Origin of the sequence: Pseudomonas sp. AFG_SD02_1510_Pfu_092, from assembly GCF_003331055.1 — a bacterium.
Classification (GTDB): domain Bacteria; phylum Pseudomonadota; class Gammaproteobacteria; order Pseudomonadales; family Pseudomonadaceae; genus Aquipseudomonas.
The window spans coordinates 1-25,619 of the sequence record NZ_PUQD01000011.1; the positions used below are offsets into that span (position 1 = coordinate 1).

A 25,619-nucleotide genomic window follows, 5' to 3' on the forward strand; every position below is an offset into this window, starting at 1 on the left:
GGGGGTTCTCCCCCCGCGGCCGGGGGGGGGCGGGGGCGGCCCCCCCCCCCCCCCCTCCCTCTCCCCCCCCCCCCCCCCCCGGGTTGGGGGGGGGGGGTGGGGGGGGGGCGCGGGGCTGCCCGGCGATGGGCTGCAAAGCAGCCCCAGCGATCTCAATGGTTGACGGTATGCGCCAGCATCACCGACAACTGGCACAGCGGTCGCCCGCTCTCGGCATGCCACTGGTTGAACGCCTGCTGCACCAAGGCCAGGTCCCGCTGGCTGGTCGGCTGTTTGTCGATCACTTGCTGCGCGATCAACGCCGCCGCCATGTCGTCGGTCGGGATGAACGTGTCCTTGCCGACCATGCGCAGGAAGCGCGGCGCCGACAACCCGCCCAGCTGGTTGCCATGCTTGGCCAGGTACTTCCATAACCCGACGATATCGGTCGCCGGCCAGTCGGCAATGAACGCGCCAAAGCTGCCATGGGCCTTGGCGATATCCAGCACCATCTGCGCATTGCGCGGCACGCTCTTGAGCTTGCCCAGGTGGCGGATGATGCGCTCGTCGTGCATCAGCCGCTCCAGGTGCTCGGCGCCCATCAGCACCACTTTTTCCGGGTCGAAGCCGAAGAACACCTGTTCGAACGCCGGCCACTTGGCATCCACCAGGCTGTGCTTGAGCCCGGCACGGAACACGCGCAGGGCCAGCGTCGACAGGTAGCGGTCGTCGCTGATGTCGCGCAGTTGTGCCGGCGTGCGCGGCTGCGGCAGAAAGGCCTCCAGGGCCTGGGCCGAGCCGAAGCGGTTCAGGCAGTACTCATGCAGCCACTGGTAATCGCGCATGGGCTCAGATGTTCAACACGTCAAGGAAGCGCGGGGTGGCGTTTTCGTCGATCTTCAGGCTGGTGAAGTCGAACAGGTTGCGGTCGGCCAGCTGCGACGGCGCCACGTTCTGCAAGGCGCGGAAGATGCTCTCGGTACGCCCCGGGTGCTTGCGCTCCCACTCCACCAGCATGTCCTTGACCACCTGGCGCTGCAGGTTTTCCTGCGAGCCGCACAGGTTGCACGGAATGATCGGGAATTCCTTCATGTCCGAGTAGGCCTGGATGTCCTTCTCGCTGCAGTAGGCCAACGGGCGGATCACCACGTTGCGACCGTCGTCGGCCCGCAGCTTCGGCGGCATGCCCTTGAGCGCGCCGTTGAAGAACATGTTGAGGAAGAAGGTTTCGACGATGTCGTCGCGGTGGTGCCCCAGCGCCATCTTGGTCGCGCCGATTTCGTCGGCGAAGGTGTACAGGGTGCCACGGCGCAGGCGCGAGCATAGCGAGCAGGTGGTCTTGCCCTCCGGTACCAGCTCCTTGACCACCGAGTAAGTGTCCTTCTCGACGATGTGGTACTCGACACCGAGTTCCTTGAGGTAGGCCGGCAGCACATGCTCGGGGAAGCCCGGCTGCTTCTGGTCCATGTTCACCGCGACGATCTCGAACTTGATCGGTGCCACCTTCTGCAGGTGCAACAGAACATCGAGCATGGTGTAGCTGTCCTTGCCGCCGGACAGGCAGACCATGACCTTGTCGCCATCCTCGATCATGTTGTAGTCGGTGATGGCTTCGCCGGCGAGACGACGCAGGCGTTTTTGCAGTTTGTTCTGGTTGACCGAGAGGGTGCCCATAGCGCTTGGATCCGCGAGGTGTGACAAAAGCCGGCTATTTTACGCACAAACGCGGCGCTGCTGTAGGCATTCCGATAAAGACTTCAAGGTAATCAACAGCCGGCGCTACAGCGCGATTTGCTCTAAAAAGCGCGGTTTGTGTGGGTAACGGCTTCCTATACTGCGACATAAGGCCACATTACCGCTTGCTTCGGTGTTCGGGCCTCGGGCCGCTGCGCTCCATCTGGGGGGCGTCTGGCAACATTCAGAGGAGTGATCGGCATGATTCATCACGTTGTGGGGCTGTTTACCCATCCCGACCAGGAATGGCGGGAGATTCGTGGCGAAGAAGAAACCATCAGCCACATGTACCTGACGCACACCCTGATCCTGGCTGCAATCCCCGCCATTTCGGCTTTCATCGGTACCACCCAGGTCGGCTGGGTGATCGGCGGTCGGCCAGCGGTGATGCTGACCATGGAAAGCGCCATCTGGATGAGCATCATGTCGTACCTGGCGATGCTTGCCGGGGTGGCGGTGATGGGCGCGTTCATCCACTGGATGGCCCGCACCTACGACGCCAACCCGTCCATGGCACAGTGCATCGCCTTCGCCACCTACACCGCCACCCCGTTGTTCATCGGCGGCCTGGCGGCGCTGTATCCGCACCTGTGGCTGGGCATGCTGGTCGGCACTGCGGCCATCTGCTACACGGTGTACCTGCTGTATGTCGGCCTGCCGACCTTCATGAACATACCGTCCGACGAAGGCTTCCTGTTCTCCAGCTCGGTGCTGGCGGTGGGCCTTGTGGTGCTGGTGGCGATCATGGCCGCCACGGTGATCATATGGGGCCTGGGCGTGGGGCCGGTTTACACCAATTAGGGCGGATCAGAACAGACTCGACCAACACTGGGGCATTGACCAGGGGCCGCCGCAAGGCGGCCTCTGGCCCTACGCTGACCGGTGGCTCGGCAGGCTGCCCGGGGTTGCGGCATAATACCCGGTCAGGAGAACCACCCCGCCATGCCCGAGCTGCTCAGACAACGCGTCGAAACCTGTTATCAGCAAGCCGAAACCTTCTTCAAACGCACCTTCCCGCGCCCGGAAGTCAGCTTCAAGCTGCGCGGGCAAAAAGCCGGCGTTGCCCACCTGCACCAGAACCTGCTGCGCTTCAACCTGCAGCTTTACCGCGAGAACCAGGAAGACTTCCTGCGCCAGACCGTGGCCCATGAAGTGGCGCACCTGGTGGCCCACCAACTGTTCGGCGACGGTATCCAGGCCCACGGCGAAGAGTGGCAGCTGATCATGCGCGGCGTGTATGAACTGCCGCCCAACCGTTGCCACAATTACGAAGTGCAGCGGCGCGTGGTGACCCGCTACATCTACCGCTGCCCGTGCCCGCAGAGCGACTTTCCGTTTACCGCGCAGCGGCACAAGCTGGTGCGTCAGGGGCGGCGCTATCTGTGCAAGCGGTGTCGGGCGATATTGGTGTATAGCGGCGAGACGCGCGTTGAATAGTGGCTTGCCTGCACTGGCCCCTTCGCGGGTGCTGGCAACAGATGAATAACACGCATAAGAAAGGCGAACCTAGGGTCGCCTCCTTTATATCTACCTGACCTTACTTCTCGACGAAAGCACGCTCGATCAGGTAGTCGCCCGGCTCACGCATGCGCGGGGAGATCTTCAGGCCGAAGCTGTCCAGCACTTCACTGGTCTCGTCGAGCATGCTCGGGCTGCCGCAGATCATCGCGCGGTCGTCCTGCGGGTTGATCGGTGGCAGGCCGATGTCGCTGAACAGCTTGCCGCTGCGCATCAGGTCGGTCAGCCGGCCCTGGTTCTCGAACGGCTCACGAGTCACGGTCGGGTAGTAGATCAGCTTGTCGCGCACCGATTCACCGAAGAACTCGTTCTGCGGCAGGTGCTCGGTGATGAACTCGCGGTAGGCCACTTCGTTCACGTAGCGCACGCCGTGCACCAGAATCACTTTCTCGAAACGCTCGTAGGTTTCCGGGTCCTGGATGACGCTCATGAACGGCGCCAGGCCAGTGCCGGTGCTCAGCAGGTACAAGTGCTTGCCCGGGTTCAGGTCGTCGAGCACCAGGGTACCGGTGGGCTTCTTGCTGATGATGATCTCGTCGCCTTCCTTCAAGTGCTGCAGCTGCGAGGTCAGCGGGCCATCCGGCACCTTGATGCTGAAGAACTCCAGATGCTCTTCCCAGTTCGGCGAAGCGATGGAATAGGCGCGCATGAGCGGACGGCCATTGTCCTGTTGCAGGCCGATCATCACGAACTGACCGTTCTCGAAGCGCAGGCCCGGGTCGCGGGTGCACTTGAAGCTGAACAGGGTGTCGTTCCAGTGGTGCACACTGAGGACACGTTCGTGGTTCATGTTGCTCATCGATGGGGCTCCTGAAGAAAAACGCAGCACGCAAACGCGCAGTTGCGCGATAGTTTAGAGGCAGCGACAATATCTGTTAACTGGATTATCAAGATATGTGTTATCGGTTATATCGATATGCGATTTACACTTCGTCAGCTGCAAGTCTTCGTTGCCGTGGCCCAGCATCAGAGCGTTTCGCGCGCTGCCAGCATGCTGGCCCTGTCGCAGTCGGCCGCCAGCACCTCGATCACCGAGCTAGAGCGCCAATCCAGCTGTCAGCTGTTCGACCGCGCCGGCAAACGCCTGAGCCTCAACGCCCTGGGCCAACAGTTGCTGCCCCAGGCCGTGGCCCTGCTCGACCAGGCCAAGGAGATCGAAGACCTGCTCAACGGCAAGTCCGGTTTCGGTTCGCTGGCGGTCGGCGCCACGCTGACCATCGGCAATTACCTGGCCACCCTGCTGATCGGCAGCTTCATGCAGGTGCACCCGGAAAGCCAGGTGAAACTGCACGTGCAGAACACTGCGCACATCGTGCATCAGGTGGCGCATTACGAAATTGATCTGGGTCTGATCGAAGGCGATTGCAACCACCCCGACCTGGAAGTGCAGCCCTGGGTCGAGGACGAACTGGTGGTGTTCTGCGCGCCGCAACACCCATTGGCGAAACTGGGCCGCGCCGATGTGCAGACGCTGTCGCAGGAAGCGTGGATCTTGCGCGAACAGGGCTCCGGCACGCGCCTGACTTTCGACCAGGCCATGCGCCACCACCGCACCAACCTCAATATCCGCCTGGAACTGGAACACACCGAAGCCATCAAGCGTGCAGTGGAATCCGGCCTGGGCATCGGCTGCATCTCGCGCCTGGCGCTGCGTGACGCCTTCCGCCGCGGCAGCCTGGTAGCGGTGGAAACCCCGGAGCTGGACCTGATGCGGCAGTTCTACTTCATCTGGCACAAACAGAAATACCAGACCTCGGCCATGCGCGAATTTCTCGAACTGTGCCGCAACTTCACCGCGGGCTTTACCCGCAGTGACGAAATCGTGTTGCCGCCAATCGCTTAGAGCAGGATCACGCCCCACACCAGCGCGACCATGGTCAGTGCCACCAGTTGCGCGGCGCTGCCCATGTCTTTGGCGTTTTTCGACAGTGGGTGGCGCTCCAGCGAAATGCGGTCGATGGCCGCCTCCACCGCCGAGTTGAACAGCTCGACGATCAGGCCCAACAGGCACACGGCGATCATGATTGCCCGCTCCGCCCGGCTGACCGGCAGCCAGAAGGCGATCGGAACCAGCAGCACGTTGAGCAGCACCAGCTGGCGGAACGCGGCCTCGCCAACAAAGGCGGCACGCAGGCCGTCCAGCGAATAGCCGGCGGCGTTGAGGATACGTTTGAGGCCGGTCTGGCCTTTGAATGGCGATGTCATGCGAGTCACTTCACAACGGAAAGGCCGGCAGACTAGACCGGCACGGGTAAAAAAAGCGTGAAGCCAGGCGCATTCAGCTACTGGCAACCGATTCAAGTTGTTGCAGCAGTAACGCCGCCTGGGTGCGGGTACGCACGCCCAGCTTGCGGAAGATCGCGGTCACGTGCGCCTTGATGGTCGCCTCCGACACGTTCAGCTCGTAGGCGATCTGCTTGTTCAGCAGGCCCTCGCAAACCATGGTCAGTACGCGGAACTGCTGCGGCGTGAGGCTGGCCAGGCCTTCGCTGGCGGCCTTGGCCTCGGCCGAGACATCGACCTTCTCGAACGCCTGCGGCGGCCACCAGACCTCGCCATCGAGCACTTTGCGCACCGCATCCTGGATCACTTCGAGGGTGCTGGACTTGGGAATGAAGCCGCTGGCACCGAATTCGCGGGACTTGACCACCACGGCGGCTTCTTCCTGCGCCGAAACCATCACCACCGGAATTTGCGGATATTGCCCGCGCAGCAGCACCAGCCCGGAAAAACCGTAGGCACCCGGCATGTTCAAATCCAGCAACACCAGGTCCCAGTCGGCTTTTTCGCTCAGGCGGGTTTCCAGTTCGGCAATGCTGGCGACTTCGACCAGGCTTACATCCGGGCCCAGGCCGAGGGTAACGGCCTGGCGCAAGGCGCCACGAAACAGCGGGTGGTCATCGGCAATCAGGATTTCGTAAGTGGCCATCGATCTGGGGATCCTGTTCTGTGTCGGGCACTCGGGTAAGGGTCATTATGAACCAAAGCAGGGGTTGTGCCCCTTGGACTATAGGAAGGTATGCAAACGCTGGTGGGTGTCGTCCTGCTCATCCAGCGGCAGGCGCCGCTTGCCGCTCAGGTAATGCAGGCTGAACACATCCAGGTAGGCGTCCAGCGCCTGCGAGGCCTGGGTGTCGCCGGCCAGGTCCAGGCACATGGCGGCAACCTCGGCGGTGCAGAAATGATCGTCGCGCTTGGAACGGCGCAGACGGTAGCGTGACATCTGCTCGGCCTGCAGGCTCAGCACCGGGAAGCGGTCCAGGTATGGGCTCTTGCGAAACATCTTGCGCGCTTCGGTCCAGGTGGCATCCAGCAGGATGAACAACGGGCGCTTGCCGGGCTCGCGCACCACCTCGCTGACCACCCGCTGCTGGGCGACGAATTCGCCGGGGAAGACGATGTAGGGTTGCCAGCGCGGATCGCCCAGCAAGGCCAGCAAGCGTTCATCGACCGAGGTGCGCAGCCAGCCGAAGGCCGAGGTGTCCTCGATCAGGTCGGCGATCAACCAGCCGGTGTTGGTCGGCTTCAACGGCTCGGTGTCATGCATCAGCAGGCACACGCCGGACTCCGCCTGCACCCGGGGTTTCCAGGCGCACAGGCAATGCGTGGCGATAACCCGGCAGTCGGGGCAGCGTTCGGCACGCGAGCCACGGGCGATGAAAGGCTTGTTGCTACGGGCCAGGCGTTCGGCGCGCAGGCGCGCTACCGCATGGCTCATGCCGGCAGGGCTCTGGACAGGTTGGGAATCGGCACAGGGATGACTCGGAGTAGACAAGGGCGCCAGTCTACCAGAACAGGGGACAATTGCTGTGCAGCCGGCAAGGCGCTCCTTATAATCGACGCTTTACCGTACCTGAACCTCGCAGCCTCGCGATGTTCACGGAACGCCGTCGACCCGCGCATGTCAAAGCGCCAGTCATCGAACCAGGAGAGATTCATGCTGCGCCGTATCGTCCCCGCCCTGAGCCTGCTGCTCGCCCTGCCCCTGGCAGCCCAGGCGGCATCCAAGCAGGAATACGACCTGAACAACATGCTGCAAAAGGTTGCCAAGGAAAGCAGTGTCGGCACCCCGCGCGCCATCAACGAGGACATCCTCGACCAAGGTTACACGGTAGAAGGCAAGGCACTGGTCAACCACCTGAGCGTGCGCCAGGAGCACGCCGAGCGCATGCAGGCCAACCCGGCCCAGGTGCGCAGCCAGCTGGGTGACAGCGTTTGCCGCAACAGCGGCTTCCGCAACCTGATGTCCAAAGGCGCGGTCATGGTCTACCGCTTCACGGTGTACAAGAGCAACGAGCCGATCATGGACCAGGCTTTCGACAATGCCAGCTGCGTGGCCGGCAACAAGAAGAAATAGCGGGAAAATTCAACCGCTAGGCCTTTTCGTCTTCGCGGGCGTGCCAGCGCCCTTCAGCGGCATCGGCACGCATCTCTGCCAGCAGCGCCTGCAAGTAGCGCGACTGGCACTCCAGCCCCGACAGCCTGCGCCGGCACTCGGCCTCCAGGCTCAGGTGATGCGCCTGGGCCGCATTTTCCAGTTGCTGGTAAAGCTGCCGGTCCACTTCGATGACCAAGCGATGCATACCGCCACCTCCTGCATCGACACGTTTCGCTTTACCCAGTTAACCAAACCCGCGTCACCCGTGGCGGCACGCCGACGGATGGCGGTGCCGAACACCCCGGCACGATCGGGCGCGAGGGTCTAGATTGAGGTCAGAGGTATTGGTGCAGAAGGAGACGTTGCATGCCTTACCAATCGAGTGAACTGCTGTTCAGCCACTTCCGCGACAACAACATCGACCTGAGCAACATTGACGCACAACTGCAACTGGTAGCACCGCACAGCCCCAACCTGCCGCTGTACCGCGACATGATGCTGACCGTTCTGCGCATGGCCCATGACGACAGCGACCGCTGGAACGCGAAGATCACCCTGCAGGCCCTGCGTGAACTGGACCATTCGTTCCGCACCCTGGAGCGTTACCGCGGGCGGCGCAAGGTGACCGTGTTCGGCTCGGCGCGCACCCCGCTGGAACACCCGATGTACGCACTGGCGCGCGAGCTTGGCGCAACCCTGGCGCGCTCCGACCTGATGGTCATCACCGGTGCCGGCGGTGGCATCATGGCCGCAGCCCACGAAGGCGCCGGCAGCGACCACAGCCTGGGTTTCAATATCACCCTGCCCTTCGAACAGCACGCCAACCCCACGGTGGACGGCACCGACAAGCTGCTGCCCTTCCACTTCTTCTTCATTCGCAAGCTGTTCTTCGTCAAGGAAGCGGATGCACTGGTGCTGTGCCCGGGTGGCTTCGGCACCCTGGATGAAGCGCTCGAGGTGCTGACGTTGATCCAGACCGGCAAGAGCCCGCTGGTGCCGGTGGTATTACTGGACTCGCCAGGCGGCAGCTTCTGGCGCGACTGCCTGGACTTCATCAGCCGCCAGCTGGAGGAAAACCGCTATATCCTGCCCAGCGATCTGAAGCTGCTGCGCCTGGTGTACAGCGCCGACGAGGCAGTCGAGGAGATCAACCAGTTCTACAGCAACTACCACTCCAGCCGCTGGCTGAAGAGCCAGTTCGTGATCCGCATGCACCATCCGCTGAGCGAGGCGGCGCTGTATGACATCCAGGAAGGCTTCGCCGACTTGCGCCTGAGTGGCAAGTATCACCAGCAGCCTGACAGCAGTGCCGAGCACGAAGTAGGCAATTTCAGCCACCTGACCCGTTTGTCGTTTGCCTTCAATGGCCGGGACCAGGGCCGGCTGCGCGAGCTGGTGGATTTCATCAACCTCCCGGAAAACTGGGCAAAGCCACAGCCCATGCATACCACGCAGCGGGCCAGGGAAGCGTTGAAAGCCAACTGAGTGGTTACCTGGCCTGGCGATAAAGCCGGGCCAGGCAGCACAGTTTGTCAGTAATCGTCGATATCACGCCCGCTTAGCAGGCGGCCGATCATGTCCATCGGGAAACCCCGGTAAGCGAGAAAGCGGGTCTGCTGGGCACGGCTGCGGGGGTCATGCGGGCGTTGACCAGCAAATTTACGCTGCCATACATCCCGCATGCGCTCGCCCCAGTCCACCTCGCTTTCGCGCAACGCCTGCTCGATATCAGCACGCGCCAAGCCACGCTGGCCCAATTCTTCACGAATACGCGCAGGGCCATAACCAGAACTGGAACGGTAACGGATGAAGCTTTCGAGGTAGCGGGCCTCGCTAAGCAGCCCTTCTTCGGCGAGCCGGTCGAGCTCGGGCTCGATCAACTCGTCCGAAGCGCCGCGCTGACGCAACTTTCGCGTCAGCTCGACACGACCGTGCTCACGTCGCGCAAGCAGGTCCATGGCTGTCCGCCGAATGGCGACGGGGGTGTCGAGTACGGCGGACATGTTCGGCTATCTATCGCACTCAATAACCGGCGTCAGCGTCGGCCATGTCATCGGCATCAGCTTCGGCAGCAGCAGCCTTGGCAGCAGCGGCAACAGCACCAGAGGTCAGCAGCTTCTCGCGGATCTGCTTCTCGATCTCGGCGCCGATGGCCGGGTTTTCCGCCAGGTACTTGGCAGCGTTGGCTTTACCTTGGCCGATCTTGTTGCCCTGGTAGGCATACCAGGCGCCAGACTTCTCGACCAGACCCTGGGAAACACCCAGGTCAATGATCTCGCCGTTACGGTAGATGCCCTTGCCGTAGAGGATCTGGAACTCGGCCTGGCGGAACGGCGGCGAGACCTTGTTCTTGACGATCTTGACGCGGGTTTCGCTACCGACCACCTCGTCGCCTTCCTTGACCGCGCCGGTACGGCGGATGTCCAGACGCACCGAGGCGTAGAACTTCAGGGCGTTACCACCGGTGGTGGTTTCCGGGCTGCCGAACATCACGCCGATCTTCATCCGGATCTGGTTGATGAAGATGACCAGGCAGTTGGCGTTCTTGATGTTACCGGTGATCTTGCGCAGCGCCTGGGACATCAGGCGAGCCTGCAGACCCACGTGCATGTCACCCATCTCGCCTTCGATCTCGGCCTTCGGTACCAGGGCGGCCACGGAGTCGACGATGATCACGTCAACAGCGTTGGAGCGCACCAGCATGTCGGTGATTTCCAGCGCCTGTTCGCCGGTGTCCGGCTGGGAAACCAGCAGGTCGTCGACGTTGACGCCCAGTTTGCCGGCGTATTCAGGATCGAGTGCGTGTTCGGCGTCGACGAAGGCGCAGGTGGCACCGTTTTTCTGGGCTTCAGCGATGACCGACAGGGTCAGCGTGGTCTTGCCCGACGATTCCGGGCCGTAGATCTCGACGATACGGCCTTTAGGCAGGCCGCCGATGCCCAGCGCGATGTCCAGGCCCAGCGAGCCGGTGGAGATGGCAGGGATAGCCTGGCGCTCGTGGTCGCCCATGCGCATGACCGCGCCTTTGCCGAATTGGCGTTCGATCTGACCCAGGGCCGCAGCCAAGGCGCGCTTCTTGTTGTCGTCCATTGAAATCCTCACGTGTTCGACTTGGCCCTGACGGCCGGAATACCTGTATAAGTAGCCAGTATTATTCCACAGGCGAACGCTCACGCAAACCCCTGTCGTCGATTTACTCGGCACCAAGCTGTAACAAGCCGTCTAACGCGGCGATCACCGTCTGTCGCCGCACCGCCTCGCGGTCGCCGTCGAACTGGCGGCGCTCGCTGGATACGTGGCTGCCGTCAGCCCAGGCCAGCCACACGGTACCCACCGGTTTGGCCGGCGAACCGCCGTCCGGCCCGGCCACACCACTGACGGCTACGGCAAAGCGCGCACCGCTGGCTGCCTGGGCACCGCGTGCCATGGCTTCGACCACTTCCTGGCTGACTGCGCCAACCTCGGCGAACAGTGCCGCAGGCACATTCAACTGGCGGGTTTTCTGGGCATTGGAGTAGGTTACGTAGCCAGCCTCGAACCAGGCCGAGCTGCCGGGCACGCGGGTGATGGCTTCGGCGATGCCACCGCCGGTGCAGGATTCGGCGGTGGTGACCTGCGCGTTGAAGCGGCGCAGGTGTTCGCCGAGGCGGGTGGAAAGGACGGTGATTGGGTCCATGTCAATGTTCCTTGATGGGGTTCCTGGATAGGAGTGCAAACACCGTAGCATTTCTGCCGCTTTCGAGGGCAAGCCGCACACGCGCCAGGCGCCTCGAGACAGGCATCAAAGCCCACCACGCACCTCCCGCACATAAGCCTGACAAGCCCGCAACGCAATCAACCCCCGGTCCCCTTCATCGGTGATGGCGATAATTCGTCGAGCATGCGCCGGCTCAAGTCCGGCGCGTACGGTTGCATGACCCACGCCGCCGGCGCTGGAGGCGGCAGACACTGAGCCGGGGAGGTTGTCGCGCTCGACCAGGACTGACAGCCGCAGATCGGCAGTAGCAAGGCGATCACGCAGCCGAGCCTGAGCCTGCTGAACATCGGCGAGTTCCTTGAAATGACGAGTTTCACTTTCTTCCAGGCGTCGTTCCAGAGTCTGACGCCGCTCACGTTCGGCGCGCAGCCGGGAAGCCTCGGCGTCCGCCTGGGCTTGCGCCTGTTGCGCCAGCTGCCGGCCATAGCGCCAACCCTGTACCTGCCAGGCCAGCGCCACCAAAAGGACAAGCAAGCACCCGCCCAGCCCCAGTCGCCATCGGTTCAACACAACACCTCGCGTGCCCGCGCCCAAAGCTCGAGACGCTCATCCAGCCCATTGAGCCCACCATTGACATGGCGCGTGATGCGGTTGAACTCGCCTCGGTCCGCCAGGGCATTGAGCCCACGCGAATGCCAGAACCACGCGGCCGATTCACAGGCCCAGCGTGGTTGTTCGAGCAGTTGCGGTTGCGCCAGCAAGCGCTGATCACCGAACAACGCGCGGCTGCAGGCCAGGTAATTGTTGCGCCCGGTAACCTGGATCAGGCCGCGCCCGCAATAGCGCTGGCCATCGCCATCGGCCTGGGGGGTATTACCCAGGCGCAGGGCCAGCCTGCCGGTGTCGTAGCGGGCCAGATAGTGGTCGTTGCCCAGCTCCTTCAGATAACGGAACTGGCCTGATTCATGACCGACCTGGGCGATGAACGCCGCCACGCGCTTGGCGTTGTCAATTTCCCAACGTGGCAGGCTGGCGTTCAGTGCAGAAAGAAAAACGCCCGCTACAGGGCGGGCGTTCGGCAAAATGTATAGCAGTTGGGTTTCAGTGAGCATGTCTGGCACTCCTTTGTATCGCCCTCAAGCCTTTATTGCGGCCTGGCGGCGGGGCGCGGCGCCCTTGGCCTTCAGCTTCTTGCCTGACCTGCCGCCATTACCTTGCACGGTGGTGCGCCAGCCCGAACTGGTGAACACCTGCTCGACCGCGTCGATCAAGTACTGGCCGTCGAGGCCATCGACAAAACCCTGCAAGTCGATGCTGCGCTCGGCGAACAGGTCGGTACGCCCAGGCAAGTCCAGGCGCACATGCGCGGTATCACGGTTGAAGCTGGCCAGGCGGGCCCTGGCGGCCTGTTCGGCAGCAGCACGGTTGGGGTAGAGATGACGGTCGGTATGCACCGGCCGTTGCCCCTCGGCCACCTCGTCGTTGACCAGTTCGATGGTGTTCGCCTCGCCACTGGCTACGTCGAGATGACGGGTGCGCACAGCCTTGCGCGCGGCCTTGTCATCGAGGCGAAAGTGCCATTGGCTGACATCGCCGCGGGCAATGCCGACCACGCCCAGCGCTTTGCCGCTGGCGCTCTGCCCGCTCTGGCGCGGCAGTACCAGCAACTGGCCATTGGCGAGCTTGGCAGTGCTGTCGAACTGGCGCGCCAGGCGGGTGAGGAAGTTGAGGTCCGATTCGTTGACCTGGTCCACCCGCGGCACCTGCGTCAATACCGGGCAGATGGCCTGCCAGCCATTGCGTGCACCGATTTCGGCGACAATGCGCTGCAAAGGCACGGCCTCCCAGCTGCCGCTGCGGATGGTCCGGCCACTGCCGCGTAGATCGCTGGCCTTCCCGCGGATCACCAAGGTGTCGGGTGGGCCGAGCAACTCGACTTCATCGACGGTGTAACGCCCCAGCCGGGTCAGCGGCTGGCCGGCGTAACCCAGATGCACCTCGACCTGGGCGCCACGCGCCGGCACGGCCACGGTGCCGTCGCGAGCATCGATGCGCAGCTCGAAGTCATCCGATTCCATGCCCGGTTTATCGGTGGTACGCAACAACAACAGGCGATCATTGATCAGTGCCGTGATGTCCTTGCCATCTGCCTGGATGCGAAATTGTGGCTGCATGGCATCAGCCCCACAGGTGCACGGCGTCGGCCGATGCCAGCGCCAGCACCGGCAAACGGAGCGTTACGCCGCTGCGCAATGGCTGAGGCTCATCGGCCAACCCCTGGTTGGCTTGCAACACCGCTTCCACGCTGCCATCGAGGTGCCCGTAATAATGCTGGCAGAGGGTGTCGAGCAGGTCGCCCTCAGACGTTTTGCAGGTCTTGTCCATAACTGACGAACTCCAGTGAGAAACCTTGTTTGCGCGCAATGCCGCCGGCCAGCAAGGCGCCCTGCTCTTCTTCGATGCGGGTCAGGCACCAGGTGCCAAGCACTTCGCCATAACCGGTGGTCAGCGACAGTGGCAGTAGCTGGCGGCCGATGCCACGCAGGGCCTGCAACTGGCCCAATCCGCCCTTGAAACCCGGGAAAATTGCGCCACGGATAGTGATGGTCTCCTCCCCCAGCCCCACCGCCTGCTGGGCATTCTCGCGGCTCAAACGCTCCTGCCCGGCCCAGCGAAAACGCGTTTGCCGACGCAGTTGATCGAAGGCAGCAGTGTCGAGGTTGAAGTAATACGGCGCTGTGTCGGCCTTCAGCGGTTGCAGTACCAGCAGGTGCGGGAACGGCGTGATCGCTTGCGCCGCAGGCGTGGCGTCAGGCGCAAGGCCAAGGGTCGACAACACACTGCCGGCGGCCGAACGCACATCGCCCAGCACACGCCGTACCGCCGCTCCGGCCTTGCCCAGCTGTTCGCTGAAGGCCTCGACGCGGTCGCGCACCTTGCGCACCACAGCGAGGGTCTGGTCGTACTTGGCGATGACCTTGTCGACGCGCTGCCTGGCCGAATCCATGGCGCGCAGGGTGCGTTGCAGGCGCTTGCCGATCGCCGGGCCGATCCATGGCAGGGCTTCGAGCGCAACGGCCGCCTCCCTGGCATGGTCGACCGCCTGGTTCATCGGTTCGAGCATGGCGTCGGCACGCCGACGCCCTGCTTCGCCCGCCTTGACCAGTGCATGCAAGCCACCTTGCAACTGTTCCAGGTAGGTCATGGGTTCTCCTCATGGCTGTGGTTGATCGACCATCTGCACCGCGCGCGCCTGACGCATCAGGTCGTCAAGCACGCGGCGGGCGATGGCTTCCAGTTGTTGCAGGGTGGTCGGGTCATCGAAACTGTTGTTGAAAGTCACCGGCATGTTGGCGGTGAAGGTGAATTGCTGGTTGATGGCAGGCGTCGCCATAGCCGGTGGCGCCGGTGTCGAAACGGCTGGTGCCGGTGCAGATGGGACGCTTTTTTGCAATCGCTCTGCCTGGCCGGGGATACCGCCAGCGTCTTTGCTCGCCCCTGGCGCATCGGAACCGGCGACGGATGCCACGGCCTTGCCTAACGCGCCGCCGACCCATTCACCGCCCATGCCGCCCAGATAACCACCACCCAGGCTCCCCAGCAGGCCGCCGATGGCACCGCCGATCACTGTGCCTATACCCGGCACCACCGAGCCGATCAGGGCACCGGCCGCCGCGCCACCGAGCCACCCGGCCGATGAGCCGGCCAAACTGCCACCCAGCCCGCCGACAGCCTCGCCATAGCCTTCCAGCTTCTCTGCGGGCGCGGCTTCTCCCTGGTAGATCTCGGCCACCTGCCGCGAGGTATCCAGCACTGCCGTAAGTGGGGCGCGCCTGAACAGTTTTCCGGCCAAGGGCAGCTGTTTGCCTGTGCCGATCAAAGGTAGCGAGGACGCCATCCGGGAAGCGGCTTGCGCCTCGCCCTGCAAAAACGTGCCGTTGCCTTGTGGCGTCGGCTCAGCCTCCGCCGTGATCCAGTTGAACAGCGCACCGCCGACCAGATCACCCGCAGCCTCGCCCAGTTGGCCGCCAAACCTGGCCCACTGTTCTTGCGCGGTTTCCTCCTGCTTTTGCTCTGCCTGCCGTTCTGCAGTCTGCTTGCGCGCGGCTGCTCTTTGCGCCTTGATTCGAGCCTTGCGCTGGCTTTCACCTCTGCGCTGACGCTTTCCTCTGCTTGTAGCTGTGTTCGAGCTTTTACCTGGCGTTTTACCTTTGCCTTTGAACAGCAGAGGTGCCATTGCGCCCAGCACGCGGCCGCCGATTTCGCCGACCGCTGCGCCGACGCCACGCGCCCTTTCTTCCCCGTCCTCGGCAGTGATTACCGCCTTGGCGACCTTGCCGAAGGTTTCGACACGGTTGTCCCGCCACTCCTTCGAAATACGCTCGCGTATCGCACGCTGTCGTTCCGGCGGCAGCGTGCGATACGCGCCAGCGATAGCAACCCCGCCAGCCCCGGCGGCCACCGCCAGGCCCTTGCCGAGGTTGCCCAGGTCATCACCGGCCTGCGCGCCGGGAGCCGGCCTGGAAGCCTGTGCGGGGGCCTGCGCAGGCGCTTGCAGCTTGCCTGGTGTAGCGCCCCCTGGCCCTTGCACGACCGAATGCCACTGTTGAAAGACATTGACCGTCATCTGGCCCTGCAGCGGCTTGAGCTGCGCCAGCCCGGCAAGCACCCGGTCCAGCATCAGGTAATGCTGGCGTAAGCGCTCAACGGCAGCGGCCTCCGCACCTAGCCTGGCGATCGGCTCTTCGTCTTGCTGTACCTGGTCCAGCGCCAGCTGGCGTTCGACCTCGCGTACCTTCCCGAGCGCCAACCCCAGCCGGATCACTTCGCCGATGAGCCGGCCAAGCCGGGTGCCGTCGGCCTGCCGGCGCAGGCGGTCGACGTCCCGGCGCAGCCACTCGATGGCCTGGCCCAGGGGGTTGATGACGGTGACGCCGAGCCCGAGCGAGAACACCTCTGTGTTCGCCATAGGTTCCTCCTTGTCACGGGGCGAGCCACCAGACCATGTCGCTGTACGACATGGTCATGATCTCGCTCGCCGAAAAATTCAGCTCCTTGGCCAGCCGCCGCGCGGCGGCCTTCTGCCGCGCCGGGTCAAAGTTCGTCGTCCTGCACCAGGCGAAAATAGCCGCTTTGCAGGCGGCTATAGTCCTTCAGGGCCAGGCCTTCGAGGTCCTTGATGCCCACCTCGGCCAGCGACGCGAACAGGTTCAGTTCGCGCTGCTCGTCATCGTCCACACCCCCGGCCTGGGCGTTGCGGATATCCCGCACGGTCGGTGCCCGCAGCGACAGGCTGTCGACCTGAACGCCGTTGGCTTCGCTGGGGCGCGACAGGCGCACGGTGACGCGCTCGGCGCCCAGGGTCAGCCATTGAGGCTGCTTTTTCACTTGAGCCATGGTCGTCTCCTTACAAGCCGAGCGCGGCACGCTGGGCGGCCAGCTGGTCGACACCGTCGATCACGCGCTTCATGCCCAGCGCGTCGATCTCGTAGATCAGGCGGCCATCGACTTCGAGCTTGTAGTAGGTCAAGCCGACGCTGTGCTTGATCTCGGCCTTGTCACCGGACTTCCAGTCGCCCATGTCGATTTCCTTGAGCGTGCCACGCAGGGTTACCACGACCGGGTTGATCTTGCCCTTGAGGCCTTTGAAGGCGCCTCGGAACGTGCCATTGAAGCCGCTGCCGTCGGCCAGGCCGAAGAACTTCAGCGCTTCGCGGCGCACGCCGGTGGTGGTGAAGGCCGCCTCCTGCTTCTCCATGCCCAGGTCCATTTCGACCGGCATGTCCATGCCGCCGGGGCGGTGCTCCTCCATCTTCAGGGTGAGCTTGGGCAGGGTCAGGCTGGGTACATCGCCCTGGAAGCTGACGCCATCGACGAACAGGTTCAGGTTGGCCAGGGTTTCGGGAATCATTGCCATGTAAATGCGCTCCTTAAGCGGCGGAATCGAGGACTTCGGTCAGCCACTGGTTGGTGACTTCGACGCGGAAATTGGGGTTTTCGGCAGGTGGCACGTCGGTGAAGCGAATGTTCCAGTACACCTTGCCCTGCTCGAGCTGGCTGGCGGTGTTCAGTTCCGGGTCGGCGAAGACCTCGAAATTGATGATCGCGCCCTGGTTCTTCAGATCACGCATGAAGGCCTGCAGGCCCTCGGTGACGTCCTTGACGTAGGTGGCGGTGATGGCACGGTCCACAGCCCACTTGTGGCCGTAGAGGATCGCGTCCATGACAATGTCCAAGGTCCGTACGCGGGTGACGAACGCCCATTTCGGGTCGCTCGACAGGGTACGGTTGCCCCACAGACGGAAGCCGTCATCGCGGATGATGGTGGCGATGTTGGCGTTGTTCAGCAGGTTGGCGCGGCAGCTGTCATCGCCATCGAGGAACTCCACCGGGCGGGTGGTACCCGTGATGCCGACGAACTCCTTGTTCGAGGGCGAGGCCCAGAAACCGTATTCGCTGTCGGTCCAGGCGAACAGGCCGGCGACCCAGGCCGAGCCGGGTGCATCGACGCTGGCTTGCTCGCCGTTGTCCCAGTACTGCACGCCCGGGTCGACCAGGAAGGCGCGCTTGGCACCGAAGTTCTTCGCGTAGTCGATGGCCGCCTGGTCGGTGGTGTTGGGGCCATCGATGATGGCGATGCCGCGCAGCTTGTCGGCCAGAGCCACGAGTGCCGTGCCCACCGCCTGGGTAGCGCTGTGGCGCGGGGCTGCCAGCAGGCGTGGCTGGGCGTTGAACCGGCTCTTGCCATCGAGCAGCGCCTGCAGGCCGGTGCGTTTGCCGTCGGCTTGCACCGTGCCGATGATCGCGGCGGTCTGCTCTGCTGCATCGTCCAGCCTGGCCACGCCGCAGGCGACGATGACCGCCTTGGCGCGGCTGTAGATGGCGCGGCAGGCCTTGGTGATGGCGGCGCTTTCGCCAAAGGCCGCAACGGCTTCACGCTCGCTGGTGATCAGTACCAGGTCGTTTGCCTTGGCCGTGGCGCCAGCGCCCTCGGTGAAGGTATCGACCACGCCGATGATCGAAGAGGAAGGCAACGCGATGCTGCGGGCGCCGGTGTCGACGTTTGTGACGGTGACGCCGTGGAAGAATCCACTCATGTAGGTTTACTCCGGGTTCAGGAATGAAAAGGCCCTGCGGGTGCAGGGCCTGGAAGAAGATGGCGAATAAAGGAGCATCAGGTTTAACGGGGCGGCTTCTATAAGCAAAACCATAACGTTTCTGCCTTACGCATCCATGCCCTGGCCACCCAAATCAGATGAATCTACCGCATTCTTTTACTCTCCAAAAAACTAGCAACTCAATACCCAATGGCCCGCCATTGAACAATACGGGAGTCCGCAAGGTTATTATCACAAAACGCCTGGCCATCGAATCCAGAGACACTTGAAGCGCCAATACTTACCGATTGGCGATTTTGCCGATAATAGGAGATCTTGTCGTAGTTATCAGTATTAATACCGATGCTTGCAACTACTGACAGACAAGCATTGGGAAACTGCAACGGAAATACGGTATCGATGTTTGCAGAGGCAATGCTGGAAGGAAGCAATATTTTCCCCCACTGCTCGATCAGCCCATTGGGATTTCGCGCCCAACCCGCGCCGGCCTTGAACGATGAATAATCCGGCGTATTGGATAACCCACCTGCAATGACTGTATAAATGCCATCCGCGGCGCACATGAGCACAATAGGCGGCTCATCCCTACCAATACTGACAGCGTCGTATTGCCTTGAACCTATGTTGATGTAACTACCTTGAGCGGCAGCTTTCAGGATCGTGATTGTCCCTTCACCCGAACTCACGTAAACCATGAATACCGAGCCTACAGCGATTCCCGACGAAGGTAAGGTCAATGTACCACTCCAGATGGCTGGACCGCCCATGCTAAGGAGGCGGCCAACTTGATCCGGACCAAGGGTAGAGCCGGACGACACGCCCTGTATTTGCGACGGCAGGGTCAATCCCGCCTCCTTGACAAACTCGGTAGTCGCCAACTGCTTTGAAACATTTCCTCGGGCAGCCGTAGGCGCTGTCGGGTTTCCGCTAAAAACCGGGCTTGCCGTAGACGCCTTCAGCGTGAGGGCAGAATCCACTTGGGCTTTTGTGTATCCGTCGCTGATACCGTAACCCGCCAAGGTAGTCGCTTTAGCCGCCTTGGTCGCCAATGTATTGGTAACCGTCGTAGCAAAGTTCGGGTCGTTACCCAGTGCCAGCGCTAATTCCTTCAAGGTGTCAAGCGCGGCAGGCGCGGAGTCCACGAGACCAGCAACTGCGTCCTGAACGAATTCCGTCGTTGCAACTTGTTTTGAATTGCTGCCCTTAACCGCAGTAGGTGCCGTAGGCAGTCCTCTCAACGCGGGCGAATCTGTGACGGCAAGCTCCGTCCACTTAGACCAAACATTTGAATAACATGAACGACTGAAGACTTGTCCGGTATTGTAGAGACAATACACCTGAGTAACGATCGCCGAGGTCGCTGCCTGGACCAGTAATGTTCCAGCCATGGGAGCGGGATAGTTTAATGCAAGCGTGGCGTTGGCATTAGCTGCCTGCCCATAGGACCCAGGCGTGACCATGTCGTTGAGGTCTGTACCAGCTGGCATATTGCTGGTAGAAACACCATAGCTGCCCCAACCCAGCTGACCGATCACCCGCTGTACGAAGTTGGTGGTAGCCAATGTCGTATCATCGCTGGTCAGCGTTGGGGTGGAAGCTTTGGCCAATCCAGTGAAGACCGGGCTGGCCAGAGGCGCCTTCGATCCCAACGCGGTATCCACCTGGGTTTTTGTGTAAACATCCGTCAGAGCATATCCGGCAACGGTGGTTGGATTGCTGGCTGCGATGACCCGACCGTACTTATCTACTGTGACACTCCGAAAAGTGCCAGCCGTTACGCCGCTGCGGCCGAAAGCCATCTCATAGACCTGACCAGTGACGCCCAGCGAAACCGGACCATCAGTCGTGAGCTGCCAGGCGCTATCACCATTGGCTGCCCCCTGCTCCACCAGCACCAGTAAACCGGAAGTGATCTTGGCGCTGGTATCAGCATCACTGCTCCGGCTCCATGTGCCTGCCGATGCTTCGTAAATACCATTATCCTTGGCCGCTGTCTGGTTCTTCACCAACACCCGCGCCCCGGCAGCAAGCGCCACCCCATCAACCGTCTGCAACCCGGTCAAGGCAATGTTCGCCGTGGTTGCCGCCACCACCGAATGCTTGAAGTCCTGTCTGGCCAGTTCCTCGGTAACCCACTCCCGGGTCGCCAGCACCACAGCCGGATCGATCTTCAGCTGCACATTGCTGGCGCTGCTGACCACCAGGTTCATCCGCACCACCTGGGTACGTCCCGAGCCCTGGCTCAGCAAGGGTTTGTAGGTCGGCGCGCAATTGGCCACGGCAACCATGTCGCCATCGGCATCGTAAAGCGCGATCTCGCGGATCCACTTGCCGCCGACGTCGGCAGGGATGACCTGCTCGGCAATGATGATCGCGCTGTTCCTGTCATCCACCTTCAGCTGGTTCAACGGCGCGCGGCGCCATTCGTTGATCAGGCTGGTCTGGGTGGCGTTGGGGGTCGGGTCGGTGCCTTTGGCATCGCCGACACCCATCTGGGTGATTTTCCAGGCAATGCCCAAGGCATCGGCATTGGCCTGCTTCGCCGCGCCCACGTTGGTGAGGATGGCGTAGAACTGAGAAGTCTGGTCAACCATGTGCAATGTCCAAGGTATCGATTGTGTGTTCGCGGCCGCCACGTCCCACCACGCCGATAACCTCGATGTCACGGGGTGCCGGGGGGTAGATGTCCAGTTCGTCGCCGTCCTGGATCACGCAGCCGAAATGAAGGGCGCCACGGCTTTCGAGGCTGATTACCAGGCCGGTCAGGTGGCGGCTGACTGGCCTGGCGTCGTCGATCAGCGCAGACAGTTCCTGGTAGGTGCTTTCGCTGATGCCCGTATCGGAAACGCCGATCTTCAGGGCAAATGTGCCCGCCTGGGCGGGCGGCGCGGTCTGCCACCACTCCTGCACCTCGATCAGGTAACCGAAGGGCTCGACCACCCGCCGCAGCGCACCCAAGGTGCCTTTGTGGGCATGGACGAAGAACGCCGAGCGGATCACCGAGCGTTTGATCTCATCGCTCCAGCTGTCCTCCCAACGGTCCACCGACCAGGCCCAGGCCAGCTGATAAAGAAGATGCGCCGGGCAGGTATCCGGGTTGTAGAGTTGGCGCAGGCTGACCTTCAGGTCCTCGTCGGCAGCCACCTCGATGGCCCGCTCCAGCGCGGTGCGGTTGAGCGGCAACAGGCTCTGCATATCAGCTCCCCCGCTTCAAGGTGAAGCCGCTGCACCAGGCCGCCTGCGCCTTGCTCGGGCGAATATCGGCCCAGCCATTCAACTCGACCCGGCTGACACCATCGATGTGCAGTTGCGCATCGATGCCCGAGCGCGCCACTTCCACGCCCAGGCGCCTGCGCGGGTTGACCCAGGCCTGCAGGCGGCGCTGGCACTCGGCGAGAATCGCTTCGTACTCAGGGCCGCTGTCGGCCAGGTGCAGCACGGCATCGATGCGGTAGGGCAGCACCTCGGCGCTGCGCACGTTGACCCGGTCGGCAACAGGGCGGATATCGTCGTCATTGAGGTAGGCCGCAACCTGCGCCAGCAACTCGGCACTGGCAACGCCGTTGCCTTGCAGGCTCAGCACGGTGACATCCACCACGGCCGGCGACGGGCTTTCGGCGGTGGCGTCAGCCACCTGCCCCGAAGCGTTGCGGGCATGCAGGATGTAACTGTTGCGCGGGCCAGCCGTGGTCAGGCCTTCATAGACCAGTTGCACCCGCTCGCGCAGGGCATCATCCGCTTCCAGCAACGCCTCGACTGGCGGGACGCTGGCCAGGTCTTCGGCCTGGATCACCAGGCGCTGCAGGCCGACATTGGCCGCCAGCTGGTCAAGGTCGCTGCCCTGGGCGTACGCCAGCAGCAGCGCCTTGGCGGCATCGTTGATGCGGGCCCGGTTGAGCAGTTTGCGATAGGCGCCGACCTCGAGCAGCTTGGTCACCGGGTCGCTTTCCAGACTGGCGGTCCAGCCGTCACCGAGATAACTGCGGAAGGTGTCCAGATCGGCCTGGTAGAGCGCTTCGTAGTCCAGGTCCTCCAATAGCTGTGGTGCTGGCAGTTTCGACAGGTCGACCTGGCTCATACGTTCACCTCCACCAGCGCATCATCGCCCAGGTAGCGGCCAACGAGCGCCAGGCTGACCTGGCCACCAAGCACCGCGACTACCTTGACCCGCTGCAGTTGCAGACGCGGCTCCCAGCGGCCCAGTGCGCGGGCCACTTCAGCCTGCACGGCGCTTTTCCAGCCTTCATTGACCGGCAAGTCGACGAAGCGCCGCAGCTGGCTGCCGTACTCCGGGCGCATGCGCCGGCTGCCCAGCGGTGTAGTGAGGATGTCTTCGATGGACTGGCGCAGATGATCGATGCCGGTCAGTGGCTGGCCGGTGCGGCGGTCCATGCCGATCATGGCGCACCGCCCGGTTCATGGGTATGCATGGCATTCTCCTGGTATGAAAAAGCCCGCATGAGCGGGCTTGATTCAGTGTTTGTGGTTGGCCGTGTTGCCGGCAGTGTCGATGATCCGGCCACCGCCGCTGATATCGCCGCTGACCTGCAGCGGGCCATCGACCGTGACGTTGCCGGAGAGGCTGATGCTTGCGGCCTGCAGGCTGACCACACCGTCACTGACCTGCACCGTGCTGGCGCCGACCTTGATGGTCGCGCTGCCAGCCGGCAGCTGGATGTCATAGTGGCTGGCCTGCCAGTCGTAGCTGATCGAACCGCCATCGGCGAAGCGCCAGACCTCGGTGTGCCCACGGTTGTCCGCTGCGCTGCCGGCATTGCCATACAGGCCCGCCAGGAAGGTGCCCTGGGCCGGCTCGCCGCTGGGGCTGAGCAACACCCCCTGCTCACCCAGGCTGGGCGCCCGCCAGTGCCTGGCCTGGCCGGCTGCCTGGGCGTGCCAGCGCAACCAGGCGCTGGTCCAGCCGCTGCCGTCGGACACCCGGACCCGGGCGGCGGCAAGGTCCACAGCGACCACCCGGCAGGGAATGACCATGCACGCCAGCATGCGGTCATGCATGGCACTGACGTAGCTCATGTCAGGTCCTCCGGCGCGACATAGTGCGCTTCATTACCCAGGCCAGTATCGGGTGCGAAGCCCCATACCAGGCTACCGGGCGGCTGATCCGGCCAGTTCCAGCGCGGCTCGCCAAGCAGTACCGGCTGGTCCCAACGCACGGTCCAGGCACTGCCCTGGAACTGTGCTTGTACGTTGCGGCTGGCTTCGACGAAGTCCAGTGCCCAATGTTGCTGGCGCAGCAGGTCCATCAGTTGCGCGGCCAGCAGGCTGCCTTGAAGCCGCGCCTCTGGATTGGCACTGTCGGCGGTGATATCCGCCTCGAAGGTGGCGATCAACACCGAACGGCCATCCCGCGGAGCCGCATCGGCCGTCATGCGGACGATGCCGTGGCGCAGCGAAGGCCGTTCTGGGACATTTCCTACGGCGGTATAGGCATCTACCGATGCCAGCTCCGGCATTGCCTCACGAATGGTTGCCGTCACTGCGCCATGCAAAGTGGCCAGTTCGCTCATGCATATTCTCCTTATCGCTCGTCGGGCTGTGAGCTGTCGCGCAGGCCCAGACGCCGCATCGCCCAGCGCTCATACAGCCGCATGGCGACATCGGCGCCGCCGACCGCAGTCATGCAGCCGAATGCACTGGCCGCCCAGATCGACAGGCCGCCGGCATACAGCAGCATCACCGTCGATACCCCGCAGACCATGCAGGCCCCGGAGCGCAGCGCCAGCCGGCGCAGCAGCGACCAACCGGTGGCACCGGCCTTGTCGGCCCGCCACATTTCGCCGCTCAGACCGCCCAGCAACGCCAGGACGATCACCAGCCAGAGCGGCATCTCGAGTAACGCCTGTTGCTCGTTCGTCACTGTCCTGTCTCCTGTGTAAATGCCTGCTGGCGCGGGCCAACAGGTCGGTTATGAGTGCTTTGTCCTGAAACCTCGACATTCCAAAAAGCCCGGCTCGCCAGGCTTTTCAGTAATGCGTTGGCAAACCGCCGGCCACGACTGGTGACGCCGTGCGGTTCCGCTACAAATTGATGATTCCGACCGCGGCTGCCTGCCCGCCGGATAACTGATCGTGGTGCTTTACGCTGCACACCCGGGCCAGTTGCCAACCCTCTGGACCTTTGAGGCGGTCCATCGCTGCCTGTGTAACAACCGGTTTCCGTCCGGCTTGAGACACAGGCTATGCACTAATGCATATGCAGTCAATGCATTTCTTCAAATTTCTATGCGCTGATTTTTGCTGATGTGCATGTAAGCCATGCGCAGCCTGCCTTGTAGGGGTTTTCTGCAGGCGAAAAAAAACCCGCCGTAGCGGGTTTCCTGGGTGCGGGAGCGTCAGCGCGCGTACATACCCCACCAGAACACATGCCCGAGCAGGCTGATCTGCTCATCCTGCATCTGCTGGAAACTGTAATCCTCGTCGGGATGTTCGTCGCGGTTGAAGCTGCGCAGGCGAATGCCGGTAGGCAGCCGATACACCTGCTTCACGCGCAGCTGGCCGTTGTGGTTGATGGCGTAGAGGTCGCCATCGATGATGTCGCCGATCGCACACTTGCCGGTGTTCACCCCCACCGTCGCGCCGTCGCGCAGCACCGGCAGCATGCTGTTGCCACGCACGGTCACGCACTTGGCCTGGTCGAACTGTACGCCATTGTGGCGCAGGCTGCGCTTGCCGAAGCGCAGGCGCGCGTGCTCGCTTTCTTCGATGACGAATCTTCCTGATCCCGCTGCCAATTCAACCTCACGAAGGAAAGGTACCGACACCTCGTCATCCTCGACGGGGGTCTCATCGTCCCACAGGCTTATGTCGCTGAGGTCGGCATGACCGTGCGCCGGCAGCGCGGCTTCGCGAGGCTCGCCAAGCTCTGCGCGGCCACGCAATTGCTCGGTGCTGACGCCGAAGTACTCGGCGATCTTCGACACGTGTTTGTCAGAAGGGTCGACGATCTTGCCGCCGAGAATTCGCGACAAGGTGGATTGAGGCACACCCGTGCGCCGGTACAGCTCCGTCGGGGACAGGCCGTGGCGATCGAGCAGTTCTCTGAGTACGGTGGCTACGTTGCGTTTTTGCATAGCATGCATAATGCAGGCAGAAGGCATGAAATGCAATGCACTGCGTGGCGCGAGGATGCATGCAGCGCCACGCCTGCATCAGCGCGAAAAAGCCTGTACCATTGC

General features: G+C 62.8%; 31 protein-coding genes and 1 pseudogene. 5 read left to right on the forward strand and 27 right to left on the reverse strand.

Annotated features, from left to right (window positions below):
- Positions 1-152 precede the first annotated feature (152 nt).
- Positions 153-824 (reverse strand): DNA-3-methyladenine glycosylase I, encoded by a 672-nt coding sequence (locus C6A77_RS07460; RefSeq protein WP_114168879.1) that lies wholly within the window; start codon positions 822-824, stop codon positions 153-155.
- Between the two features lie 4 nt (positions 825-828).
- Positions 829-1,653, reverse strand: coding sequence for a tRNA 2-thiocytidine(32) synthetase TtcA (gene ttcA / locus C6A77_RS07465; RefSeq protein WP_012270926.1), 825 nt, complete (start codon positions 1,651-1,653; stop codon positions 829-831).
- Between the two features lie 261 nt (positions 1,654-1,914).
- Here ttcA and C6A77_RS07470 point away from each other — a divergent pair, with 261 nt between their 5' ends.
- Complete coding sequence (locus C6A77_RS07470) at positions 1,915-2,514, forward strand: Yip1 family protein (protein WP_114168880.1); 600 nt, start codon at positions 1,915-1,917, stop codon at positions 2,512-2,514.
- 141 nt (positions 2,515-2,655) lie between these two features.
- The gene (locus C6A77_RS07475) at positions 2,656-3,150 is read left to right on the forward strand and encodes a SprT family zinc-dependent metalloprotease (RefSeq protein WP_114168881.1); all 495 of its coding nucleotides are present in this window, start codon (positions 2,656-2,658) and stop codon (positions 3,148-3,150) included.
- 100 nt (positions 3,151-3,250) lie between these two features.
- Here the strand turns inward: C6A77_RS07475 and fpr are convergent, their stop codons facing one another.
- Positions 3,251-4,030 (reverse strand): ferredoxin-NADP reductase, encoded by a 780-nt coding sequence (gene fpr / locus C6A77_RS07480; RefSeq protein ID WP_003252381.1) that lies wholly within the window; start codon positions 4,028-4,030, stop codon positions 3,251-3,253.
- Between the two features lie 117 nt (positions 4,031-4,147).
- On the opposite strand from fpr, the gene finR reads away from it, so the two are divergent.
- Complete coding sequence (finR, locus tag C6A77_RS07485) at positions 4,148-5,074, forward strand: LysR family transcriptional regulator FinR (protein WP_114168882.1); 927 nt, start codon at positions 4,148-4,150, stop codon at positions 5,072-5,074.
- Here the strand turns inward: finR and C6A77_RS07490 are convergent.
- From C6A77_RS07490 to C6A77_RS07500, 3 genes are all read right to left on the reverse strand, one after another.
- Positions 5,071-5,436 carry a diacylglycerol kinase gene (locus C6A77_RS07490; protein WP_114168883.1) on the reverse strand — a complete coding sequence of 122 codons (366 nt, stop codon included), beginning with the start codon at positions 5,434-5,436 and terminating at the stop codon, positions 5,071-5,073. The genes finR and C6A77_RS07490 overlap by 4 nt on opposite strands.
- 73 nt (positions 5,437-5,509) lie before the next feature.
- Positions 5,510-6,160, reverse strand: a complete 651-nt coding sequence (gene erdR, locus C6A77_RS07495) for a response regulator transcription factor ErdR (RefSeq protein ID WP_114168884.1) — start codon at positions 6,158-6,160, stop codon at positions 5,510-5,512.
- A 78-nt stretch (positions 6,161-6,238) separates the two neighbouring features.
- Positions 6,239-6,949 (reverse strand): tRNA-uridine aminocarboxypropyltransferase, encoded by a 711-nt coding sequence (locus tag C6A77_RS07500; RefSeq protein ID WP_114168885.1) that lies wholly within the window; start codon positions 6,947-6,949, stop codon positions 6,239-6,241.
- Between the two features lie 219 nt (positions 6,950-7,168).
- On the opposite strand from C6A77_RS07500, the gene C6A77_RS07510 reads away from it, so the two are divergent.
- A complete protein-coding gene (locus C6A77_RS07510) occupies positions 7,169-7,588 on the forward strand; it encodes a quorum-sensing-regulated virulence factor family protein (RefSeq protein ID WP_114168887.1) in 420 nt (139 codons plus the stop codon).
- 16 nt (positions 7,589-7,604) lie between these two features.
- On the opposite strand, the gene C6A77_RS07515 is transcribed toward C6A77_RS07510, so the two are convergent.
- A complete protein-coding gene (locus tag C6A77_RS07515; RefSeq protein WP_114168888.1) occupies positions 7,605-7,814 on the reverse strand; it encodes a hypothetical protein in 210 nt (69 codons plus the stop codon).
- 161 nt (positions 7,815-7,975) lie between these two features.
- On the opposite strand from C6A77_RS07515, the gene C6A77_RS07520 reads away from it, so the two are divergent.
- Entirely contained in the window at positions 7,976-9,094 is a 1,119-nt protein-coding gene (locus C6A77_RS07520) for an LOG family protein (RefSeq protein ID WP_114168889.1), read from the forward strand.
- A 47-nt stretch (positions 9,095-9,141) separates the two neighbouring features.
- Here the strand turns inward: C6A77_RS07520 and recX are convergent, their stop codons facing one another.
- The 20 genes and pseudogenes from recX to C6A77_RS07625 all read right to left on the reverse strand — a co-directional run bounded on the left by recX (position 9,142) and on the right by C6A77_RS07625 (position 25,514).
- Positions 9,142-9,612, reverse strand: coding sequence for a recombination regulator RecX (gene recX / locus C6A77_RS07525; RefSeq protein ID WP_075043995.1), 471 nt, complete (start codon positions 9,610-9,612; stop codon positions 9,142-9,144).
- 19 nt (positions 9,613-9,631) lie between these two features.
- Positions 9,632-10,699, reverse strand: coding sequence for a recombinase RecA (recA, locus tag C6A77_RS07530; protein WP_114168890.1), 1,068 nt, complete (start codon positions 10,697-10,699; stop codon positions 9,632-9,634).
- A 103-nt stretch (positions 10,700-10,802) separates the two neighbouring features.
- Positions 10,803-11,285: a nicotinamide-nucleotide amidohydrolase family protein gene (locus C6A77_RS07535; protein WP_114168891.1), complete on the reverse strand. Its 483-nt coding sequence runs from the start codon at positions 11,283-11,285 to the stop codon at positions 10,803-10,805.
- A 105-nt stretch (positions 11,286-11,390) separates the two neighbouring features.
- Positions 11,391-11,876 (reverse strand): lysis system i-spanin subunit Rz, encoded by a 486-nt coding sequence (locus tag C6A77_RS07540; RefSeq protein WP_114168892.1) that lies wholly within the window; start codon positions 11,874-11,876, stop codon positions 11,391-11,393.
- The gene (locus C6A77_RS07545) at positions 11,870-12,418 is read right to left on the reverse strand and encodes a glycoside hydrolase family 19 protein (RefSeq protein ID WP_114168893.1); all 549 of its coding nucleotides are present in this window, start codon (positions 12,416-12,418) and stop codon (positions 11,870-11,872) included. The genes C6A77_RS07540 and C6A77_RS07545 overlap by 7 nt, the downstream gene beginning before the upstream one ends.
- A 24-nt stretch (positions 12,419-12,442) precedes the next feature.
- Positions 12,443-13,480 (reverse strand): contractile injection system protein, VgrG/Pvc8 family, encoded by a 1,038-nt coding sequence (locus C6A77_RS07550; RefSeq protein ID WP_114168894.1) that lies wholly within the window; start codon positions 13,478-13,480, stop codon positions 12,443-12,445.
- A 4-nt stretch (positions 13,481-13,484) separates the two neighbouring features.
- Positions 13,485-13,691, reverse strand: a complete 207-nt coding sequence (locus tag C6A77_RS07555) for a tail protein X (RefSeq protein WP_114168895.1) — start codon at positions 13,689-13,691, stop codon at positions 13,485-13,487.
- A complete protein-coding gene (locus C6A77_RS07560) occupies positions 13,666-14,511 on the reverse strand; it encodes a phage tail protein (RefSeq protein ID WP_114168896.1) in 846 nt (281 codons plus the stop codon). Before C6A77_RS07560 ends, C6A77_RS07555 begins: the two co-directional genes overlap by 26 nt.
- Before the next feature lie 9 nt (positions 14,512-14,520).
- Complete coding sequence (locus C6A77_RS25790) at positions 14,521-16,275, reverse strand: hypothetical protein (RefSeq protein ID WP_178082380.1); 1,755 nt, start codon at positions 16,273-16,275, stop codon at positions 14,521-14,523.
- A gap of 125 nt (positions 16,276-16,400) precedes the next feature.
- Positions 16,401-16,703, reverse strand: a complete 303-nt coding sequence (locus C6A77_RS07570; RefSeq protein ID WP_114168897.1) for a phage tail assembly protein — start codon at positions 16,701-16,703, stop codon at positions 16,401-16,403.
- Between the two features lie 10 nt (positions 16,704-16,713).
- Positions 16,714-17,223 carry a phage major tail tube protein gene (locus tag C6A77_RS07575; protein ID WP_027920000.1) on the reverse strand — a complete coding sequence of 170 codons (510 nt, stop codon included), beginning with the start codon at positions 17,221-17,223 and terminating at the stop codon, positions 16,714-16,716.
- 13 nt (positions 17,224-17,236) lie between these two features.
- A complete protein-coding gene (locus tag C6A77_RS07580; RefSeq protein WP_114168898.1) occupies positions 17,237-18,403 on the reverse strand; it encodes a phage tail sheath family protein in 1,167 nt (388 codons plus the stop codon).
- A 1,559-nt stretch (positions 18,404-19,962) separates the two neighbouring features.
- Positions 19,963-21,018: pseudogene (locus C6A77_RS07590) on the reverse strand (phage tail protein); the annotation flags it as partial.
- On the reverse strand, positions 21,011-21,619 hold the full coding sequence (locus C6A77_RS07595; protein ID WP_114168899.1) for a phage tail protein I: 609 nt from the start codon (positions 21,617-21,619) through the stop codon (positions 21,011-21,013). The gene C6A77_RS07595 and the pseudogene C6A77_RS07590, both read right to left, overlap by 8 nt.
- 1 nt (position 21,620) lies before the next feature.
- A complete protein-coding gene (locus tag C6A77_RS07600; protein WP_114168900.1) occupies positions 21,621-22,502 on the reverse strand; it encodes a baseplate J/gp47 family protein in 882 nt (293 codons plus the stop codon).
- Positions 22,499-22,825, reverse strand: coding sequence for a GPW/gp25 family protein (locus tag C6A77_RS07605; RefSeq protein ID WP_114168901.1), 327 nt, complete (start codon positions 22,823-22,825; stop codon positions 22,499-22,501). The genes C6A77_RS07600 and C6A77_RS07605 overlap by 4 nt, the downstream gene beginning before the upstream one ends.
- 72 nt (positions 22,826-22,897) lie before the next feature.
- Positions 22,898-23,458 (reverse strand): phage baseplate assembly protein V, encoded by a 561-nt coding sequence (locus C6A77_RS07610; protein WP_114168902.1) that lies wholly within the window; start codon positions 23,456-23,458, stop codon positions 22,898-22,900.
- Positions 23,455-23,952: a hypothetical protein gene (locus C6A77_RS07615; protein WP_114168903.1), complete on the reverse strand. Its 498-nt coding sequence runs from the start codon at positions 23,950-23,952 to the stop codon at positions 23,455-23,457. Before C6A77_RS07615 ends, C6A77_RS07610 begins: the two co-directional genes overlap by 4 nt.
- Before the next feature lie 11 nt (positions 23,953-23,963).
- Positions 23,964-24,302, reverse strand: coding sequence for a phage holin family protein (locus tag C6A77_RS07620; RefSeq protein WP_114168904.1), 339 nt, complete (start codon positions 24,300-24,302; stop codon positions 23,964-23,966).
- A gap of 474 nt (positions 24,303-24,776) precedes the next feature.
- Complete coding sequence (locus C6A77_RS07625) at positions 24,777-25,514, reverse strand: helix-turn-helix transcriptional regulator (protein ID WP_114168905.1); 738 nt, start codon at positions 25,512-25,514, stop codon at positions 24,777-24,779.
- Between the last annotated feature and the right edge of the window lie 105 nt (positions 25,515-25,619).